The sequence below is a fragment of the Mycolicibacterium rutilum genome, from assembly GCF_900108565.1.
GTDB classification, from domain to species: domain Bacteria; phylum Actinomycetota; class Actinomycetes; order Mycobacteriales; family Mycobacteriaceae; genus Mycobacterium; species Mycobacterium rutilum.
Window position 1 is genome coordinate 5,844,018 of record NZ_LT629971.1, and the last position, 18,068, is coordinate 5,862,085.

The following is an 18,068-nucleotide window of genomic DNA, read 5'->3' on the forward strand; positions in this document are numbered from 1 at the left end:
GGGCACCTTCCCGGAAGCCGGTGGTACCGCTAGCAGGTAAGAGGCGGGCGCTAGGCCATCTGCTTGTGCATCGGCAGCCCGCCGGTCGCCTCGAAGACCACCCGCTTGCCGATCTCGACGGCGTGGTCGGCGAACCGTTCGTAGTAGCGGCCGAGCAGCGCCACATCGACCGCCGAGCACACCCCGGTCTGCCACTTGTGGTCGATCAGCAGCGTGAACAGGTGCCGGTGCTCGGCGTCGACGGCGTCGTCCTCGTCGCGCAGCCGTGCCGCCTTGTCGGGATCACGCGTCAGCAGCACCTCGCGCGCGGTCGTCGCCAGCTGCACGGCCCGCGCGCCCATCTCGGCGAAGCTGGCCCGCACGTCGGCCGGCAGCGCGCAGTCCGGGTGCCGCAGCCGGGAGATGCCCGCGACGTGGACCGCCAGCGCGCCCATCCGGTCGATGTCGGCGGCGATGTGGATCGAGCCCACGACGGTGCGCAGGTCGGTGGCCACGGGTTGCTGCAACGCCAGGATGCGCAGCGCGCTCTGTTCCACCTGCCGGTTCCGCGCGATGATGTGCTCGTGGTCGGCGATGACCTGTTCGGCCAGCGTCAAGTCGGCCTCGAGCAGCGCCTGCGTCGCCCGCTCCATCGCGACCACCGCGAGCCCGCACATCTCCCCCAGCTGAACGGACAGCCCCGTCAACTGCTCTTGATATGCGGTGCGCATTCCGGCCCTCCTCCGCTCGGGACACGGGCGTCCGAGCGCAGGTCGGAGTACCCGCTCCGGCGGGTTCTAACCGCCTAGCCCGCGGAACTGACCGGCTCGATCGGCAACCACCGCAGCGCGGCAGGGGCATCGGCGGGCACCACCGGATGCTCCGGGGCGACCGGGTCCAGCCTGCGGTACGGCTCGCCCTGCGCGGGCCGCAGGTCCTGCTCGCCCTTGTTGGGCCACAGCGACGTCGCCCGCTCGGCCTGCGCGGTGATTGAAAGCGACGGATTCACACCGAGATTCGCCGAGATCGCCGCGCCGTCGTGCACCGACAGCGTCGGATATCCGTACACCCGGTGGTAGGGGTCGATGACGCCGTGTTCGGGGCTGTCGCCGATCGCGGCGCCGCCGAGGAAGTGCGCCGTGAGCGGAATGTTGAACAGTTCGCCCCAGGTGCCGCCCGCGACGCCGTCGATCTTCTCGGCGATGCGCCGGGTGACCTGGTTGCCGACCGGGATCCACGACGGATTCGGCGCACCGTGGCCCTGCTTGCTGGAGAACCGGCGGATACCGAACCGGTTGCGCTTGGTGAACGTGGTGATCGAGTTGTCGAGATGCTGCATCACCAGCGCGATCAGCGTGCGTTCGCTCCACCGCCGCACGTTGAGCAGTCGGAGGGTGCCGCGCGGATCCTGCCGGGCGTTGATGAACAGCTGCCGCCAGCGCGGGATACCGGGCCCCTCCGGACCGTCGCCGTCGGTCATCAAGGTCTGCAGCAGTCCCATCGCGTTGGAACCCTTGCCGTAGCGCACCGGCTCGACATGGGTGTCGGGCGTCGGGTGGATCGACGACGTGATCGCGACGCCGTGGGTCAGGTCGAGATCGTCGGATACCTCGAAACGTCCTGCGCCGACGATGGATTCGGAGTTGGTGCGAGTCAGCACGCCGAGCTTGTCGGACAGCTTCGGCAGCTTGCCCGCGTCGCGCATGTTGAACAGCAGCCGCTGGGTGCCCCAGGTGCCGGCCGCCAGTACGACGTGGCTCGCGGTCAACGTCTTGCGGCGGCGCCGCACCCACGCGCCGGTCTTGGCGGTGCGGACCTCCCACAGCCCGTCGGCACGCTGTTCGAAACTCGTCACGGTGCTCATCGGAATGACTTCGGCGCCATGGCGTTCCGCCAGTCCGAGGTAATTCTTGAGCAGGGTGTTCTTGGCGCCGTAACGGCAGCCGGTCATGCACGAGCCGCACTCGATGCAGCCGGTGCGCTCCGGGCCGGCGCCGCCGAAGTACGGGTCGGGCACGGTCTTGCCGGGCGCCTTGGTGCCGTCGGGTCCGAAGAACACGCCCACCGGCGTCGGCACGAACGTGTCGCCCACGCCCATGTCGTCGGCGACCTGCTTCACCACGCGGTCGGCGTCGGTGAACGTCGGGTTGGTGACCACCCCGAGCATGCGCTGGGCCTGGTCGTAGTGCGGCATCAGCTCGCCGCGCCAGTCGGTGATGTCCTTCCACTGCGGGTCGTTGAAGAACGGGTCCGGCGGCACGTACAGGGTGTTGGCGTAGTTCAGCGATCCGCCGCCGACGCCTGCGCCGGCCAGGATCATCACGTTGCGCAGCAGATGGATTCGCTGGATGCCGAACATCCCGAGTCGCGGTGCCCACAGGAACTTGCGCAGGTTCCACGAGGTCTTGGCGAATTCGTCGTCGTTGAATCGCCGCCCGGCCTCGAGTACACCGACGCGGTAGCCCTTCTCGGTGAGCCGCAGTGCGCTGACGCTCCCCCCGAACCCCGAACCGATCACGAGCACGTCGTAGTCAGGTTTCATGCCTTCAGTATGGCGTTACCCAGCGGTAACTTCTAGACAGGGGGGCCTAACTTGTAAAGCAGATGGCACGGGGTTAGCTGCCGACCGTCAGCCCGACCTTCTGGAACTCCTTGAGGTCGCAGTACCCGGCCTTGGCCATCGATCGGCGCAGGCCGCCGACCAGGTTCAGCGAGCCGAACGGATCGTCGGACGGCCCGTCGAGTACCTGCTGCAGCGTCGGCCGCTCACCGAACGCGACCTGCAGGAACGCCCCGCGGGGCAGCGACGGGTGGGCGGCGGCGGCGGGCCAGAACCAGCCGTTGCCAAGCGCCTCTGCCGAGGTCGCCAGCGGCGTGCCGAGCACCACGGCGTCGGCGCCGCACGCGATCGCCTTGGCCAAGTCGCCCGAGGTGTGCATGTCCCCGTCGGCCAGCACGTGGACGTACCGCCCGCCGGTCTCGTCGAGGTACTCGCGCCTGGCCGCGGCGGCGTCGGCGATCGCGGTGGCCATCGGCACGCTGATGCCGAGCACCTCGTCGGAGGTCGTGACCCCGGAGGTCGACCCGTAGCCGACGATGACGCCGGCCGCGCCGGTGCGCATCAGGTGCAGCGCGGTGCGGTGGTCGAGCACGCCGCCGGCCACCACGGGCACGTCGAGTTCGGAGATGAAGGTCTTGAGGTTCAGCGGCTCACCGTCGTTCGCCACCCGCTCGGCGGAGATGATCGTGCCCTGGATGACCAGCAGGTCGATGCCGGCGGCCACCAGCGTCGGGGTCAGCGCCTGGGCGTTCTGCGGGCTGACCCGCACCGCGGTGGTGACGCCGGCGTCGCGGATCCGGGCGACGGCGGCACCCAGCAGATCCGGGTTCAGCGGCGCGGCGTGCAACTGCTGCAGCAGCCGGATCGCGGCCGAGGACTCGGGCTCCTTCTCCGCGGCCTCGATCACCTGCGCGATCTTCTCTTCCACGTCGGCGTGCCTGCCGATCAGGCCCTCGCCGTTGAGCACGCCGAGGCCGCCGAGCTTGCCCATCTCGATCGCGAACTCCGGCGAGACCAGCGCGTCGGTCGGGTGCGCGACCACCGGGATCTCGAACCGGTACGCGTCGAGCTGCCACGCGGTCGAGACGTCCTTCGACGACCGGGTGCGCCGCGACGGCACGATATTGATGTCGTCGAGTTCGTATGTGCGGCGGGCGGTTCTGCCCATGCCGATCTCAACCATGTCTCGCACGGCCCGTTATCTCCTCTTTGAGCAGGCGCTCACCGGCACTACACCCGGTCAGCGGGTGGTGTAGTTCGGCGCCTCGACGGTCATCGTGATGTCGTGCGGATGGCTTTCCTTGAGCCCGGCAGCGGTGATCTGCACGAACTGCGCCTGTTGCAATTGCTCGATGGTCGCCGACCCGGTGTATCCCATCGCCGCGCGCAGCCCGCCGGTGAGCTGGTGGATCACCGTCGCGAGCGGACCGCGGAACGGCACCCGGCCCTCGATCCCCTCGGGCACCAGCTTGTCCTCGCTGAGCACGTCGTCCTGGAAGTAGCGGTCCTTGGAGTAGGAGCCGCGGACCGCCCCCGCCGCGTTGCGGCCCTGCATCGCGCCGAGCGAGCCCATGCCGCGGTAGCTCTTGAACTGCTTGCCGTTGACGAGGATGAGGTCGCCGGGCGACTCGGCGGTGCCGGCCAGCAGCGAGCCCAGCATCGCCGTCGAGGCGCCCGCGGCGAGCGCCTTGGCGATGTCTCCGGAGTACTGCAGCCCGCCGTCGGCGATGACCGGGACGCCCGAGGGCGCGCACGCCGCCACGGCCTCGAGGATCGCGGTGATCTGGGGTGCGCCGACGCCGGCCACCACGCGGGTGGTGCAGATCGAGCCCGGCCCGACGCCGACCTTCACCGCGTCGGCGCCGGCCTGCACCAGCGCGGCCGCGGCGGCGCGGGTCGCGACGTTGCCGCCGATGACCTCGACGCGGTCCCCGACCGCGGCCTTCACGCGGCTCACCATGTCCAGTACGCCGCGGTTGTGGGCGTGGGCGGTGTCGACGACGAGCACGTCGACGCCCGCGTCCACCAGCGTCATGGCGCGCGTCCAGGCGTCCTCACCTACGCCGACCGCGGCTCCGACCAGCAGCCGGCCGTCGGAGTCCTTGGTCGACAGCGGGAATTGCTCGGTTTTGACGAAGTCCTTGACGGTGATCAGCCCGGTGAGCTTGCCGTGGCCGTCGACGATCGGCAGCTTCTCAATCTTGTTGCGGCGCAACAGACCCAGCGCCGCCTCGGCGGACACACCTTCGCGCGCGGTGATCAGCGGCGCCTTGGTCATGACCTCGGAGACCGGCTTGGACTGATCGACCTCGAAACGCATATCGCGGTTGGTGATGATGCCGACCAGTTCGCCGGTGTCGTCGACGACGGGCAGCCCGGAGATGCGGAACCGCGCGCACATCGCGTCGACCTCGGCCAGCGTGTTGTCCGGCGAGCAGGTGACCGGATCGGTGACCATCCCGGCCTCGGAGCGTTTGACCGTCTCCACCTGACCGGCCTGTTCGGCGACCGGAAGGTTGCGATGCAGCACACCCATCCCGCCGGCCCGGGCCATGGCGATCGCCATGCGGGCCTCGGTCACGGTGTCCATCGCGGAGCTGACGAGCGGCACCTTGAGCCGGATCTTGCGGGTCAGCTGGCTCGAGGTGTCGGCGGTCGCGGGCACGACGTCGGACGCGGCGGGCAGCAGCAGGACATCGTCGAACGTGAGGCCGAGCATGGCGATCTTCGTCGGGTCGTCGCCGCCGGTCGGCACCGGCACCGCGAACGGGATGTTGTTTTCGCCGGTCGACATGGGTGTCGATGTGGGTATCGACAAGGCGGGCCTCCAGTAACAAATGCAGCCGAACACAGTCGTCGAGCTAGAGATCCATCCTATCGGCTGCGGGCTGCGCGGCCGGTGTCACGGGCCATGACGCTGATAACTATTCGCCTGGCCGTTTTTGGCTGTCCGACACGGCCCGGCCAGTCGCCGCTAACGGCTGGCGCGATACCAGCACCGCTGCGTAGTGTGGACTCGTGCGAGATCACCTGCCGCCGGGTTTGCCACCCGACCCGTTCGCCGATGACCCGTGCGACCCTTCGGCCGCACTGGACGCGCTCGAGCCCGGCCAGCCGCTGGACCCGCAGGAGCGGACCGCGGTCGAGGCTGATCTCGCCGATCTCGCGGTCTATGAGGCGCTGCTGGCCCATAAGGGGATCCGCGGCTTGGTGGTCTGCTGTGACGAATGCCAGCAGGACCACTACCACGACTGGGACATGCTGCGCGCCAACCTGCTGCAGCTGTTGGTCGACGGCACGGTCCGCCCGCACGAGCCGGCCTACGACCCCGAACCCGACGCCTACGTGACGTGGGATTACTGCCGCGGGTATGCAGACGCCTCGCTCAACGAGGCGACGTCGGACACCGACGGCTACCGCTGATCGATAACTCTTTCTAACCGGCCTCGTTGTCAGGCTCGGGCACCACGACGGTCGTCGTGACCGGCGCCCGCTCAACGGGCTGCTCGGGCGTCGGCGCCTGCGCCGGCGGCTCACTTTCCTCCTGCACCACCGACGCCGGGGTCGACGGCGTCGGCAACTCCACCCGGGTGGTGGGAGTGGGCTGAGGCGTCGGTTGTGGTGTCGGCACCGGCGTCGTGACCGTCGAGCGCGGAATGCTCGTCGGACTGGGCAGCGGTGAGCTGGCCGACGGCGACGGCAACGGGGTCGGCGACGGGGTGCTCGGCAACAGCGTGGGCGCCTGCGTGGTCGACGGCGAGGGTGTCGGCGACGGCGTAGACGACGGGCTCGGCGAATCGCTCGGCGAGGTCGGTGGCTCGCTCGATGGCGACGAGGGCGAGGTCGGTTCGCTCGCCGACGTCGTATCCGACGCTGCCGAGGTCGTCGTCGCATCCGACGGCGGCGTGTCAAGCACGGTGACCGGGATGTCGGGGAACGTCGGCAACGGGGCGCCGGGCGGCACGGTCGCCGCCGGGTCCTGCGCCTCCACCTTCACCGTCAGCTCCTGCCACTGGGTGACGAGCTCTTCCTTACGTTCGGTGTCGCCGACGGTGGCCACCGTGGTGGTCAGCGTCTCGAGCTTGTCCTGGGCGGCTTGCCACTGCCCCTGGTCGATGAGCTGCTGCACCTCGGCCATCTGGGTCTGGGCGGCGAGCACGACGGCGTCGTCGCGCTGGCTGTGCTGTTCACCGAACAGCATCGTGCGCAGGCCGTAAAGCGCATCGCCGGGACCGGATCCGGCGACCACTGCGCCGAAACCGCCGAGGCACAGCACTGCGGCAGCGGTCGATCCCACGACTGCCAGCGAGAAGCGGGTGCGACGTCGCGATGCGGCCGCACGGTCGAGGGCCAGCACCGCGTCGCGCGGTGTCACCACCGCGGTGAGCGGGGCCTCGCGCACCTCGTCGCGCCAGCCGGCCAGCAGGTTCGCCAGTTCGGCCTCACCGGGATCGGTCGAGTACACCGGCTGCTGGTAGGCCAGCGAGTCGAGGAACCGGTCGGTGCGGTTGATCTCGTTGAGCGACGGGTCACCGCCGTTGGAAGTCCAGCGTCCGAAGTCAGGCATGGTCACGCCCCGTCGCCACGATCTCGGCCTTGAGCCGGGCCAGCGCACGGTGCTGGGCGACCCGGACGGCGCCCGCCGTGCTGCCGACCGCTTCGGCGGTCTCTTCGGCGCTCATGCCGACGACCACGCGCAGGATCAGGATCTCGCGCTGCTTCTCGGGCAGCACCGCAAGCAGCTTGTTCATCCGCTCGGATGCCTCGGAGTCCAAGGCCATCTGCTCGGGACCGGCGTCCATCGAGAACCGCTCCGGCACGACGTCGGTCGGGTCGGATCGATTCCTGGCTGCCGCGCGATGCGCGTCAGCAACCTTGTGGGCGGCAATGCCGTAAACGAAGGCCAGGAACGGTCGTCCCTGATCCTTATACCGCGGCAGCGCCGTGATGGCGGCCAAGCAAACCTCCTGCGCAACGTCGTCTGCTGAAAGCCCACTACGTTCAGTCGTACCGACCCGTGCCCGGCAGTACCGAACAACGATCGGACGAATGGTCTCCAGCACCTCCCGGAGCGCGTCCCGGTTTCCTGCCACAGCCTCAGCAACGACAGCATCGAGACGTTCTCCCGAAAATGTCATCGTGGGCGATCTCTCCAACGTTACGAACGACGCATCCCAGGCTGGGCGGCCAGCTAAACAATAACTTTCAGAACGGCGTTGACCCGGTCACCGCACCGACCACACGCCGCCCCGACGACGCACTGTATCGGCGCAGTCGTCTCGGATGGCCGCGGTGGCCGGTGTCGTATGGCGGGCGCTGCCGATGTCGGTCAGCAAGCAGGCTAACGCCCACTGCAGCGGAACCATTCCGAGCCGCTGCGTGTCGTCCAGCGCCGCATCGGCCACCGCCCGCGCAGTGTCGAGGTCTCCGGCGCTGCACCGCGCCGCCGCCAGCACCACGGCGGACTTGACGGTGTGGCGTGCCGATCCGAAGGCCTTCGCGTGGTCCACGGCGCGCTCCGCGTGACCGATGGCGGCGCTGCCCTGCCCGCGTGCCATCGCCAATTCGGCGGCCACCCAGGCCTCGCGGACCTGCAGTCGAACCTCGTCAGCGTCGGCGACCCGATCGGCCGCGCGGTCCAGCGCGCGCGCAGAGGCACCGAACCGGCCCACCCCGAGTGCGTCGGCGGCCAGCCCGATCAAGGCGTCCGCGGCCGCCTCCGGGTCCGGTCCGGCGAGCGCCAGTGCGCGCCCGTCCCACGCCCGCGCCGTCTCGTGCCAACCGAGCTGCCGGAGAAACGACGCCTGGGTGCTGCAGGCCAACGAGCCCTCGCGTCCCCCGCGGGAGTAGAGCGTCGCCAGTTCGGCGCGCGCACTCGCGTAGCGACCCTGGCCGCCCGCGGCGACGGCGCGCAGCCAACGTTGCCGCGGCGTCGCGGCGGCCGGCAGGGGCCACAGCGCCGGCGCCGAGCCGAAGGCCGCATCGGCCAACACAGTGTCTGTGGGGATGGACATCGAGTCGCGACGCTATCAACCGACCCTCGGCAGCGGTTAACAGTTGATGGGCGCGATGTTAATTCCATGTAAGCGGACGGAGATAGCTGTCGCGCGGTGAATTCGAACGAACAGGACAAATGGGCGCCGCAGTGAACCGCGGTCCGTTTGCTTAGCACCGAACTCGCTACGTGTAAGTCGCAATGATGAACGTGATGTAAATTCTGGGCCTGCGGTTATGTCTTTGAGCACATGATCGGGCTATTGACGGAATTTCGTGCTCCCCCATACTTTGTCACCACGAGTGGTCATCGGCGACTTGAGCTCGAATCGGTCTTGAGACTCACGCATCCGATTCATCGCGAAAAAGGTGCGCAGAGAGGGGTTTTCCAATGCCACAGCCGCAACAGCTTCCCGGACCCAACGCTGACATCTGGGACTGGCAAATGGCCGGACTCTGCCGAGGCGTCGATTCCTCGATGTTCTTCCACCCCGACGGTGAGCGGGGCCGCGCTCGCGCGCAGCGGGAGATGCGCGCCAAGGAGATGTGCCGGCGCTGCCCGGTGATCGCGCAGTGCCGGTCACACGCCCTTGCCGTCGGCGAGCCCTACGGGATTTGGGGCGGGCTGTCCGAATCCGAGCGCGAACTGTTGCTGAAGCGGGGTATTCGCCGCGCCTCGTAGGCTCGCGGCCTACCGGTTCACCGCGCCAGCTCCCGCAGCACGGATTCCGTGGTCGGCCAATCCATGCACTTGTCGGTGACCGACTGGCCGTAGGTCAGCGGACGAGCTTCGGGCGCCTGCGCCCCGCCGACCAGGAAGCTTTCGAGCATCACGCCACTGATGGGCGAGCCGTCCCGCACGAGCTGAGCAATCTCGGCTGCGACCTCGGCCTGTCGCACGTGGTCCTTCCCGGAATTGGCGTGGCTGCAATCGATCACGACGCGTGCGGGTAGCCCGGCAGCGGCCAGCTTGGCGGCGGTCGCGTCGATGGACTCCGCGTCGCAGTTCGGTCCGTCGGTGCCGCCGCGCAGGATCACGTGGCACTCCTCGTTACCGGCGGTGCTCACCAGCGCGCCACGGCCGAGGTCGTCCATCCCGAAGAAGACGTGTTGGGCGGCAGCGGCTTTCACGCCGTCGACGGCGACCTGGATGTTGCCGTCGGTGCCGTTCTTGAACCCGACCGGCATCGACAGCCCGGAGGCGAGCTGGCGGTGCACCTGCGACTCGGTGGTGCGGGCGCCGATCGCGCCCCAGGCGACAGCATCGGCGATGTACTGCGGGCTCGTCGGCTCGAGGAACTCGCAGCCCACCGGCAGGCCGATGTCGACGATGTCGAGCAGCAGTTGACGGGCCAGCCGCAGACCGCGGCGCACGTCGAAGGTGCCGTCCATGTCCGGGTCGTTGATCAGGCCCTTCCACCCGATCGTGGTGCGGGGCTTCTCGAAATACACCCGCATCACGATCTTGAGCTTGTCGCGGAGTTCGTCGGCGATCCGCACCAGCCGGCTGGCGTAGTCGAGCGCCGCGGCGGGGTCGTGCACCGAGCAGGGGCCCACCACAACCAACAGTCGGTTGTCGCGGCCGGCGAGGATGTCGGCGATCTCGGATCGGTCGCGGGCGACCCGCTCGGCACGCCGGGGACCGAGCGGGAACTCGGCGAGCACCTGGTGCGGGCTGGGGATTTCGCTGAAACTGCGGATCCGCCGGTCCGAGGTGGCGGGCGGGGTGGCGGTCTGCGCCGAAATCATGTCGAGGGTGCCTTCCTGGTTGTGGGCACCCGGGTGACTGCCCGGGGCCCTTGAATGACGAAAGGCAGCGACCTGATGGTCACTGCCTGGGCTCCGGGTGGATGCGTGCTTAGCGCTGCGCCTTATCGGCTCCGCCCGGAGCCTCGATAAAGCGCCAATAGCCGGCACGTCCGATGTTCACGTCGGACAGGGTATACCGCGACCTGGGCGCCGCCAAATCTGGTCCGCCGTTAGTTGCTTATGCAATCACTCACGGCAAACCTTTCGTACTCGGCTACGCAGAACGGGATTTCCCTGGCAGGCTGTGCACCGAGTGCACAACAATGGGGGGAACTATTCGCATGCCTACGCACAACCGCACCGCCGCAACCATTCTCTGGGGTATCGCCGCGGGTGCCGCCGTGGCCCTGGCGCCCGCCGCGGCCGCGCAGGACCCGCCGCCGGCCGAGCCGACACAGCAACAGCAACCGCCGGTGGATCCCGCGGGCGTCGCCACGTCGGCGATCGACGGCGCCATCGAGAACCTGCCGCCCGCCAGTCCGTATCCGACGAGCGGACCGCCCGGAGGGGTGTGCATGCGGATGAACGGCTTCCCGATCTACGTCCCGCCCGGCGGCCTGCCGAGCGAGCTCGTCGCATCCGGCGTCCCCAGCGGTCCGGTGCACGCGGGTAACTGCACCAGCGAGGACGGCCCGGTGGGCGCTGCGGCGGATGTCGCCACCGACGTGGTGGATTCCGCGATTCCGCCGGCGCAGAGTTCTACGCCGCCGCCACCGCCGCCTCCGTAGCGCCGGCTACTCCTCGGTGTAGCGGTAGGTGCCGATGCTGCACACGTCAATCCGGTTGCGCACCAGCTCTTCTCCGTCGTCGAACACCGCTTTGAAGTCGTAGAGGCATGCTTCGGTGCCGTCGTCGACGTTGATGTTGACCGACTGCCCCACCGGCAGCACCGACTCCCCGAGGATGTCCTCCTCCCAGGTGTCGCGCCCGATGTTGGAGGCGTAGAACTCCACGATCGTGTGTCGTGTCTCGTTGATGACCTCCACGTTGCGGTCCTGCGCGCCGGCCGGGGCGGCCAGCCCGACCATGACGACTGCGGCCGCCCCGATGCCGACGGTCAGCTTCTGCACGGTCTTGTCCATAAGAACCCCCTCTTTGAAAGGGAGCTGCGACTGCAGAGGCCCCCCACCACTGAGGACGGCTATCTCCCAGGCGGACGAATGTAGCCGACTAGCAGGTTCGACGACGCGGTTTCAGCATTTCAGCGAAATAATGATCTAGATTCGCGGCGCAGGCTTTACGCGGCCGCCGCCATAGAGCGGGGCACAACGCCGGGCGTCTACGGTGACCCTCCTCATTGCCAGCCTTGCGGCGACAATGTCGCTGAATTACGACTGGATGTAGTTCCGCGGGGGGTTGGTGTGCAGGGGTGGGTGGCATCGAATATGTCGATGCTGCAGGGTGTTTCGGGGGTTAGTTCGGTGAGGGTTTGTAGGGTTCGTACCACCACCATTCGGCGCGCTCACCCAGCGGCCCGTGCCAGGGCGGCACCGCCGGAGGTGGTTCGGTGGGTGGTCGGGCCAGCGAGGCGCTGGTGATCGGGTCGCCGTCGCGGTCGGTGATCACGAGTTGGTCAGCGGGGCCGCGGATGGTGATCTCGCCGCGGTGATGCATCCGGTGATGATGCGGGCACACCAGCACCAGATTGTGCAGCTCGGTCTGTCCACCGTCTTCCCAATGCACGATGTGATGGGCGTGCAGCCCGCGGGTCGCCCCGCAGCCCGGGACTGCGCAGGTGTTGTTGCGGTATTCCAGCGCCCGGCGCAACCGCCGGCTGATCACCCGCGTCGTGCGGCCGGCGCCGATGACCTGTCCGCGTTGTTCGAGCCACACCTCACAATCGGCGTCACACAACAAATACTGCCGATCCGCATCAGACAACGTCGGGCCGGCGTGGATCCAGCTGGCCCGTTTGTCGACATCCAGATGCACCATCACCGTGGTGTGCGCACTGTGCGGGCGCCGCGCGACCTCGGCGTCCCAGGCGGTTTCGACCATCCGCATGAACGCATCGGTCAACGTCGGAAACGGCGGCTTGGTGCCCTGGGCTTTTTCCCGTTCGTATTGGCCGCTGGCCGCAAAACTCGGCGCGTCAGGGTCACCGGCGGTGTCGGGGCCGTGATCGCGGCGATACTCATTGATCAACGCGTCGCGGTGCGAGGCCAACGCGGCATCGACCTTGGCCGCCTCCAGATTGGGCACGGTGATGCGGTAGGTCGTGTAGTTGTCGCCGGCGCTTTTGGAGAACGACCGCTTGAACTCGGGTTCGGGTTCGCGCTCGGGTTCAGGCCGCACCTCCAAGCTGAGCGCCTTGCGGATTTGGCGCACCGTGGCGACTGCCGCGAAATCGGCGTAGTGATCATCAGAGCCGTCGCCGGCCTGCTGGGCGATCACCCCGACCTGATCCAACGACAACCGCCCCGCACGCATCTCCGTGGTGCACCGCGGGAACTCCTCATACCGATCGGCGATCGCGGCCACATTGCCCGCGGTGGTATCCGACATCCCCAGTCTCCACGCCACCAACGCCTTGACCGACTTGAGCCCCGTGCCGGCCCACAAACCGTCGCGATCGATCTCGGCCACAATCTCCACGATCTGACCGTCGATAGCGTTGCGCTGGCCCGACAATTCCGCCAACCGCCCATACAACTCCAACAACCGGTCACCACGGCTCACCGCCGAAGCGTCATCAGAAGCCGTCACCGAAGCCATACCCGCATCATGCCAACGAGGTCTGACAAATCTTCGTCGCGCGAGCCCGGCCACGGATGAAAAAGGGTGTGTAGACGCGGTTGTCGACAGCCGCTGCTAGAGCGCGGTGCCCACCGGGGCTGACGCCACGAGGTTCACCGCGCGTTCGACGGCCGTCTGTCCGTTGAAGCTGCGCCAGTCGTGATAGTGGATGTGCGGGTTGCGTGCCAGGAAGTCGCCGACCACGATCGCGGTTCTGACGACTTTCGCGAAGGTCTCGGGAGCGTTGGCGAGGTTCAGAAGATCAAGGAACTCATTGCTCTGGATCAAGGTGAGGATCTTGAGCGCGAACGGCAGGTCGAGTTCCAAAGGGGTGAGCGCCTCGTAGCCGAGGTGCAACAGGGTGTCGTCGGTGGTTGTGGCGTACATGTCGCCGTCGAGGACGAAGTCGTATGTGCGCGCGCGGAATTGGTCTGGGGTGTAGAACCCGGCGATGCCGGCTCCCGGCGGGTTGTTGCCCACCAGCGTCGGGCCGGGCGGGCGGCAGGGACTCCCGAACTGGATGACACCGAGCAGGTCGCCGGCGCGGTGGGCCAGCGGTTGGCCGGGCAGCATCAGCCGCAACACTCGCACCACGACCTCGGCGCCCTGACTGTACCCACACAGATAGAAGCTGCCGGCGTTCATCAGTATCAGCCGGGTGAGTTCGACGACGCCGAGGGCGACCGATTCGTTGTAACTCATGAACGGGTTGGGATACAGGAAGCCGGCGGCCGGATAGCCGACCGGCTGGTTGCGCACCAGCCCGCGTTGCTCGAGTTGCCAGCCCGTGTCGAACGGGGGCCCCATGAAGGGCGTGGCCCAGGTCCCGGACGCGGTGTAGAAGAACGGACGATCTGTGGGCAGCGATGGCGGCTGATCGAAGTTGAGCCCGAGGCGGCCGAGCGTCGCGGGGCCCGCGATACCGTCGACCGCCAAGCCGGCGCGCCGTTGGAACTCTCTGACCACCGCCGTCGTCTGTGGGCCGTAGATGCCGTCGACGGTCAGCCGGGAATACAACGGGTAGTCGCGGTTCAGCCGGGCTTGAAGGAGCCGGACAAGATCATTGCTGTCGTTGGGCCGCAGTATCACCGCCATGATGCACTCCTCAGTTCGACGCGATCACCCCACAGTAGCGCTGCGCGCTGACACCAAATACTCTGCGGCTCAACCGAATATGTCGATGCATTAGCCAGCGCAGGTACGGTCAACGAGGTTCCGACCGAATAGGATCAGCTCACCGGCAGTCGATGCCCGTCAGAGCGAACGTACGCCGGATCGCGAAGATCGCACCCGGGGGTCGAGTCCGTACACCTTGACGGGAGTCGACTTTCCTTTGAGTGAGAAAGATCCCCTCTCGGTCAGTCCAGACTGTCCGGAACCTAGGGACCCGACCGACTGCTGAGTCATCAGAATCGAATCACCGGTGGTCTTGGTGAGCTGCTCCACACGGGCCGCGACGTTGACCGCATCGCCGATCAACGTGAACTCCAGCTTGCCCGCCGCGCCGATCGTGCCCGCGATCACCACACCGGTGTTGATTCCGATCCCGATCCGCAACTCTGCGCCGAAGCGCTCTGGCACCAACCGCTGAATGCTCACAGCCGCGCTCACCGCCGCATCGGCATGACCCACAAGCTCATTCGGAGCACCGAACACCGCCAATGCACCATCACCGAGGAACTTGTTGACGTGGCCACCAGCATCCACCACCGCAGGCACCACGATCCCGAGAAAGGCGTTCAACCGGGCCACCGTGTCCTCGGCGGTGTTCGACTCGGCGAACGGCGTGAAGTCACGCACGTCGACGAACATCACCGTCACCTCGCGCCGCTCGCCGGTGAAAACATCATCACCCTGCTCGAGCAACCGCGACGCCAACACCGGATCGACATAGGTCCCGAACGCCGCCTGAAGCCGTTGACGCTCAGCCAGACCCGCCTGCATCCGATTGAACGAGGCCGCCAATGCACCGAGATCATCGTCTTGGACCACCGGCAGCCGCTGACTGTAAACACCGGCCGCCACCCGCTCAGTACCCTCCGCCAGATCGCGAATCGGCTTCAGTGACGGTGAGAAGGCCGTTCCGACGGTGATCGGTACGGCGAAGCCGATAGTCAGGGCGGCGCCGTTCACCACCCAGTAGACGGGCGTCTCGCCGGCGCGTTCGAAAACGGCCGCCAGTGCCGAGCCCGCAACCGCGAAAGAGAACGCAACGGCAAGCACCGATGCGTTGGACCACGCAGCGAATGTCGGTCGCGACCGAGGCAGGTGGTCGCCGATTCCGGTATCACCGACCAGGGCAACCCTGGCCGGTCGCATCAACGCCTCCACGAGGCTGTGCACAGCGATCAGCGCCAGCGAAGCGCCCACCGACACACCGACGATTCCGTACTGGACAATCCGCGACCATGGCGCACCGGCGGCCGCGCCCACCAGTGGCCACAGCGCGCCCGACAGAATGGCGGTTCCCGCCACGCCTCTTGTCGCCGCTCCCCGCGCGAATGAATAGGTGCCCGCCAAGGCGGTGTTCCGATCGACGTTCTCACCGTCCGACCACCGCTCGACCATCCGGATGTCGCGACGCCCCGCAGGAAGGAACGCGTAACCCTGCACGAGCAGAACGATGACGACGACGACCGCGGCCTCCGGGTACACCGTCGAGTCCTCGAAGCTGACGATGAGAAACGCCACGAAGAGATAGACCGGCAACAACACCACGTACGCGATGGCCAAGATCGCCCACGAATACCTCGATGCAAACCGGTCCCAAGCCCACTGCCCGATGCGGTCCATGCCGACTACGAAACACCCCCGGCCGATTGCAGTGGGAGTGTTTCGTCGGACTGCTCGGCTGCGCTGACATTGCAACGTCACGGCGTGTGGCTGAAAACGAAAACACCCCCGGCCCAACCGGACCGGGGGTGTTTCGTCGGAACTACTCAGTGATGGTGGTGATGACCGTGGCCGTGGCCATGGCCGTCGTCCTCCGGCTCCTCCGGCTTGTCGACGACGGCGGTCTCCGTCGTCAGCACCATGCGGGCCACGGACGCGGCGTTGAGCACCGCCGAACGCGTCACCTTCACCGGGTCGACGACGCCGTCGGCCGCGAGATCGCCGTACTCCAGCGTGGCGGCGTTGAAGCCCTGCCCCGCAGGCAGTTCGGCGACCTTGCTGACCACGACCGAGCCGTCCAGGCCGGCGTTGGTGGCGATCCAGTACAGCGGGGCCGTCAGCGCGGACGCGAACACCTCGACACCGAGGCGCTCGTCACCGGAGAGGGTGTCGCGCAGCTTCTCCACCGCGCCCCGCGCCTTGACCAGAGCCGCACCGCCACCGGCGATGACGCCCTCCTCGACGGCCGCCTTGGCCGCCGCGACCGCATCTTCGACGGCTTCCTTGCGCTTCTTGAGGTCGGTCTCGGTGGCCGCACCGACCTGGATGACGGCGACGCCGCCGGCCAGCTTGGCCAACCGCTCCTCGAGCTTCTCGCGGTCCCACTCCGAATCGGTCGCCTCGATCTCGGCGCGCAGCTGAGACTTGCGCGCCTCGATGGCGTCCTTGGTGCCGCCGCCGTCGACGATGGTCGTGCTGTCCTTGTCCACGACGACGCGCCGGGCGCTGCCCAGCACCTCGAGGCCGACCTCGCGCAGCACCAGGCCGACGTCGGGGTTGATGACCTCGCCGCCGGTGACGATCGCCAGGTCGTCGAGGAACGCCTTGCGACGGTCGCCGAAGAACGGCGCCTTGACCGCGACGGCCTTCAGCGTCTTGCGGATCGCGTTGACGACCAGGGTCGAAAGCGCCTCACCCTCAACGTCTTCGGCGACGATCAGCAGCGGCTTGCCCGCCTCGGCGACCTTCTCCAGCAGCGGGAGCAGGTCCGGCAGCGAGCTGATCTTCTCGCGGTGCAGCAGCACCAGCGCGTCCTCGAGCACCGCTTCCTGGGCGTCGAAGTCGGTGACGAAGTACGCCGACAGGTAGCCCTTGTCGAAGCCGACACCGTCGGTGATCACCAGCTCGGTGCTCAGCGTCGAGGACTCCTCGACCGAGACGACGCCGTCCGCGCCGACCTTGGTCATGGCCTCGCCGACCAGGTCGCCGACGTGCGCGTCACGCGAGGACACCGTGGCGACCTGCGCGATGGCGTTCTTGTCCGACACCGGGGTCGCCGCGGCCAGCAGCGCCTCGGAGGCCGCGTCGGCGGCCTTGGAGATGCCCGCGCCGAGCGCGATCGGGTTGGCACCGGCGGCGACGTTGCGCAGCCCGGCCTTGACCAGCGCCTGCGCCAGCACGGTCGCGGTGGTGGTGCCGTCACCGGCGACGTCGTTGGTCTTGGTCGCCACAGACTTCACCAGCTGGGCGCCGAGGTTTTCGAACGGGTCTTCCAGGTCGATCTCGCGGGCGATGGTCACACCGTCGTTGGTGACGGTCGGCCCGCCCCAGGACTTGGCCAGCACCACGTTGCGGCCACGCGGCCCCAACGTCACCCGCACCGCGTCGGCCAGCTTGTCTACGCCGGCTTCCATTGCGCGGCGCGCAGTCTCGTTGAACTCAATCTGCTTGCTCATAGCTGTCTTTCTCTGGGGTGCAATAGCTACAGACGCATGCCGCCCCGGAAATCACCCGCGTAACGGGGATTCCCGGGGCGGAACACGGGTGCTTACTTGTTGACGACGGCCAGCACGTCGCGGGCCGACAGGATCAGGTACTCCTCGCCGTTGTACTTGATCTCGGTGCCGCCGTACTTGCTGTAGATGACGGTGTCGCCCTCCGCGACGTCCAGGGGGATGCGCTTCTCGCCCTCATCGTCCCAGCGGCCGGGGCCAACTGCGACGACGGTGCCTTCTTGCGGCTTCTCCTTAGCGGTGTCGGGGATGACCAGACCGGAAGCGGTCGTGGTCTCGGCCTCGTTGGCCTGTACGAGGATCTTGTCCTCGAGTGGCTTGATGTTCACGCTCGCCACGATGGAGCCCTCCACTAGTTCAGGTGT

17 protein-coding genes are annotated in these 18,068 nt (G+C 67.7%); 3 read left to right on the top strand and 14 right to left on the bottom strand.

All coding sequences use genetic code 11. The features are described from left to right. Window positions 1–50: 50 nt before the first annotated feature. The 4 genes from phoU to guaB form a co-directional block, all read right to left on the bottom strand. Window positions 51–710 carry a phosphate signaling complex protein PhoU gene (phoU, locus tag BLW81_RS28385; RefSeq protein ID WP_083410103.1) on the bottom strand — a complete coding sequence of 220 codons (660 nt, stop codon included), beginning with the start codon at window positions 708–710 and terminating at the stop codon, window positions 51–53. A gap of 74 nt (window positions 711–784) precedes the next feature. Continuing rightward, window positions 785–2,521, bottom strand: a complete 1,737-nt coding sequence (locus tag BLW81_RS28390; RefSeq protein ID WP_083410104.1) for a GMC oxidoreductase — start codon at window positions 2,519–2,521, stop codon at window positions 785–787. A 73-nt stretch (window positions 2,522–2,594) separates the two neighbouring features. Next, window positions 2,595–3,722, bottom strand: a complete 1,128-nt coding sequence (locus tag BLW81_RS28395; protein WP_157898020.1) for a GuaB3 family IMP dehydrogenase-related protein — start codon at window positions 3,720–3,722, stop codon at window positions 2,595–2,597. Window positions 3,723–3,779: 57 nt separating this feature from the next. Next, the gene (gene guaB / locus BLW81_RS28400; RefSeq protein WP_083410106.1) at window positions 3,780–5,333 is read right to left on the bottom strand and encodes an IMP dehydrogenase; all 1,554 of its coding nucleotides are present in this window, start codon (window positions 5,331–5,333) and stop codon (window positions 3,780–3,782) included. Between the two features lie 224 nt (window positions 5,334–5,557). Between guaB and BLW81_RS28405 the strand changes: the two genes are divergently transcribed. After that, window positions 5,558–5,962, top strand: a complete 405-nt coding sequence (locus BLW81_RS28405) for a DUF5319 domain-containing protein (protein ID WP_059101442.1) — start codon at window positions 5,558–5,560, stop codon at window positions 5,960–5,962. A gap of 13 nt (window positions 5,963–5,975) precedes the next feature. Here the strand turns inward: BLW81_RS28405 and BLW81_RS28410 are convergent, their stop codons facing one another. The 3 genes from BLW81_RS28410 to BLW81_RS28420 all read right to left on the bottom strand — a co-directional run bounded on the left by BLW81_RS28410 (window position 5,976) and on the right by BLW81_RS28420 (window position 8,553). Further along, complete coding sequence (locus BLW81_RS28410; protein WP_083410107.1) at window positions 5,976–7,106, bottom strand: anti-sigma-D factor RsdA; 1,131 nt, start codon at window positions 7,104–7,106, stop codon at window positions 5,976–5,978. Continuing rightward, the gene (locus BLW81_RS28415; RefSeq protein WP_083410108.1) at window positions 7,099–7,677 is read right to left on the bottom strand and encodes a sigma-70 family RNA polymerase sigma factor; all 579 of its coding nucleotides are present in this window, start codon (window positions 7,675–7,677) and stop codon (window positions 7,099–7,101) included. The genes BLW81_RS28410 and BLW81_RS28415 overlap by 8 nt, the downstream gene beginning before the upstream one ends. 87 nt (window positions 7,678–7,764) lie before the next feature. Then, window positions 7,765–8,553, bottom strand: a complete 789-nt coding sequence (locus BLW81_RS28420) for a tetratricopeptide repeat protein (RefSeq protein ID WP_083410109.1) — start codon at window positions 8,551–8,553, stop codon at window positions 7,765–7,767. A 371-nt stretch (window positions 8,554–8,924) separates the two neighbouring features. Here BLW81_RS28420 and BLW81_RS28425 point away from each other — a divergent pair, with 371 nt between their 5' ends. Continuing rightward, entirely contained in the window at window positions 8,925–9,215 is a 291-nt protein-coding gene (locus BLW81_RS28425) for a WhiB family transcriptional regulator (RefSeq protein ID WP_069417027.1), read from the top strand. A 17-nt stretch (window positions 9,216–9,232) separates the two neighbouring features. On the opposite strand, the gene BLW81_RS28430 is transcribed toward BLW81_RS28425, so the two are convergent. Further along, entirely contained in the window at window positions 9,233–10,282 is a 1,050-nt protein-coding gene (locus BLW81_RS28430; RefSeq protein ID WP_083410110.1) for a 3-deoxy-7-phosphoheptulonate synthase, read from the bottom strand. 341 nt (window positions 10,283–10,623) lie between these two features. Here BLW81_RS28430 and BLW81_RS28435 point away from each other — a divergent pair, with 341 nt between their 5' ends. Further along, a complete protein-coding gene (locus BLW81_RS28435; RefSeq protein ID WP_083410111.1) occupies window positions 10,624–11,070 on the top strand; it encodes a hypothetical protein in 447 nt (148 codons plus the stop codon). 6 nt (window positions 11,071–11,076) lie between these two features. Here BLW81_RS28435 and BLW81_RS28440 read toward each other — a convergent pair whose 3' ends face one another. From BLW81_RS28440 to groES, 6 genes are all read right to left on the bottom strand, one after another. Next, window positions 11,077–11,424 carry a hypothetical protein gene (locus tag BLW81_RS28440; protein WP_083410112.1) on the bottom strand — a complete coding sequence of 116 codons (348 nt, stop codon included), beginning with the start codon at window positions 11,422–11,424 and terminating at the stop codon, window positions 11,077–11,079. 331 nt (window positions 11,425–11,755) lie between these two features. Continuing rightward, entirely contained in the window at window positions 11,756–13,057 is a 1,302-nt protein-coding gene (locus tag BLW81_RS28445; protein ID WP_083410113.1) for an HNH endonuclease signature motif containing protein, read from the bottom strand. A gap of 96 nt (window positions 13,058–13,153) precedes the next feature. After that, entirely contained in the window at window positions 13,154–14,173 is a 1,020-nt protein-coding gene (locus BLW81_RS28450; protein WP_083410114.1) for a peptidoglycan-binding protein, read from the bottom strand. Window positions 14,174–14,332: 159 nt separating this feature from the next. After that, window positions 14,333–15,871: an adenylate/guanylate cyclase domain-containing protein gene (locus BLW81_RS28455; RefSeq protein ID WP_083410115.1), complete on the bottom strand. Its 1,539-nt coding sequence runs from the start codon at window positions 15,869–15,871 to the stop codon at window positions 14,333–14,335. A 146-nt stretch (window positions 15,872–16,017) separates the two neighbouring features. Then, on the bottom strand, window positions 16,018–17,646 hold the full coding sequence (groL, locus tag BLW81_RS28460; RefSeq protein ID WP_083410116.1) for a chaperonin GroEL: 1,629 nt from the start codon (window positions 17,644–17,646) through the stop codon (window positions 16,018–16,020). Window positions 17,647–17,738: 92 nt separating this feature from the next. Further along, the gene (gene groES, locus BLW81_RS28465) at window positions 17,739–18,041 is read right to left on the bottom strand and encodes a co-chaperone GroES (RefSeq protein ID WP_069416845.1); all 303 of its coding nucleotides are present in this window, start codon (window positions 18,039–18,041) and stop codon (window positions 17,739–17,741) included. Window positions 18,042–18,068: the final 27 nt, after the last annotated feature.

Coding starts and splice junctions, on each gene's coding strand:
- guaB (WP_083410106.1), bottom strand. CDS start 5,333: ATGTCGACCGGCGAAAACAACATCCCGTTCGCGGTGCCGGTGCCGACC.
- BLW81_RS28445 (WP_083410113.1), bottom strand. CDS start 13,057: ATGGCTTCGGTGACGGCTTCTGATGACGCTTCGGCGGTGAGCCGTGGT.
- BLW81_RS28410 (WP_083410107.1), bottom strand. CDS start 7,106: ATGCCTGACTTCGGACGCTGGACTTCCAACGGCGGTGACCCGTCGCTC.
- BLW81_RS28395 (WP_157898020.1), bottom strand. CDS start 3,722: ATGGTTGAGATCGGCATGGGCAGAACCGCCCGCCGCACATACGAACTC.
- BLW81_RS28430 (WP_083410110.1), bottom strand. CDS start 10,282: ATGATTTCGGCGCAGACCGCCACCCCGCCCGCCACCTCGGACCGGCGG.
- BLW81_RS28390 (WP_083410104.1), bottom strand. CDS start 2,521: ATGAAACCTGACTACGACGTGCTCGTGATCGGTTCGGGGTTCGGGGGG.
- BLW81_RS28420 (WP_083410109.1), bottom strand. CDS start 8,553: ATGTCCATCCCCACAGACACTGTGTTGGCCGATGCGGCCTTCGGCTCG.
- groL (WP_083410116.1), bottom strand. CDS start 17,646: ATGAGCAAGCAGATTGAGTTCAACGAGACTGCGCGCCGCGCAATGGAA.
- phoU (WP_083410103.1), bottom strand. CDS start 710: ATGCGCACCGCATATCAAGAGCAGTTGACGGGGCTGTCCGTTCAGCTG.
- BLW81_RS28450 (WP_083410114.1), bottom strand. CDS start 14,173: ATGGCGGTGATACTGCGGCCCAACGACAGCAATGATCTTGTCCGGCTC.
- BLW81_RS28455 (WP_083410115.1), bottom strand. CDS start 15,871: ATGGACCGCATCGGGCAGTGGGCTTGGGACCGGTTTGCATCGAGGTAT.
- BLW81_RS28440 (WP_083410112.1), bottom strand. CDS start 11,424: ATGGACAAGACCGTGCAGAAGCTGACCGTCGGCATCGGGGCGGCCGCA.
- BLW81_RS28425 (WP_069417027.1), top strand. CDS start 8,925: ATGCCACAGCCGCAACAGCTTCCCGGACCCAACGCTGACATCTGGGAC.
- BLW81_RS28435 (WP_083410111.1), top strand. CDS start 10,624: ATGCCTACGCACAACCGCACCGCCGCAACCATTCTCTGGGGTATCGCC.
- BLW81_RS28415 (WP_083410108.1), bottom strand. CDS start 7,677: ATGACATTTTCGGGAGAACGTCTCGATGCTGTCGTTGCTGAGGCTGTG.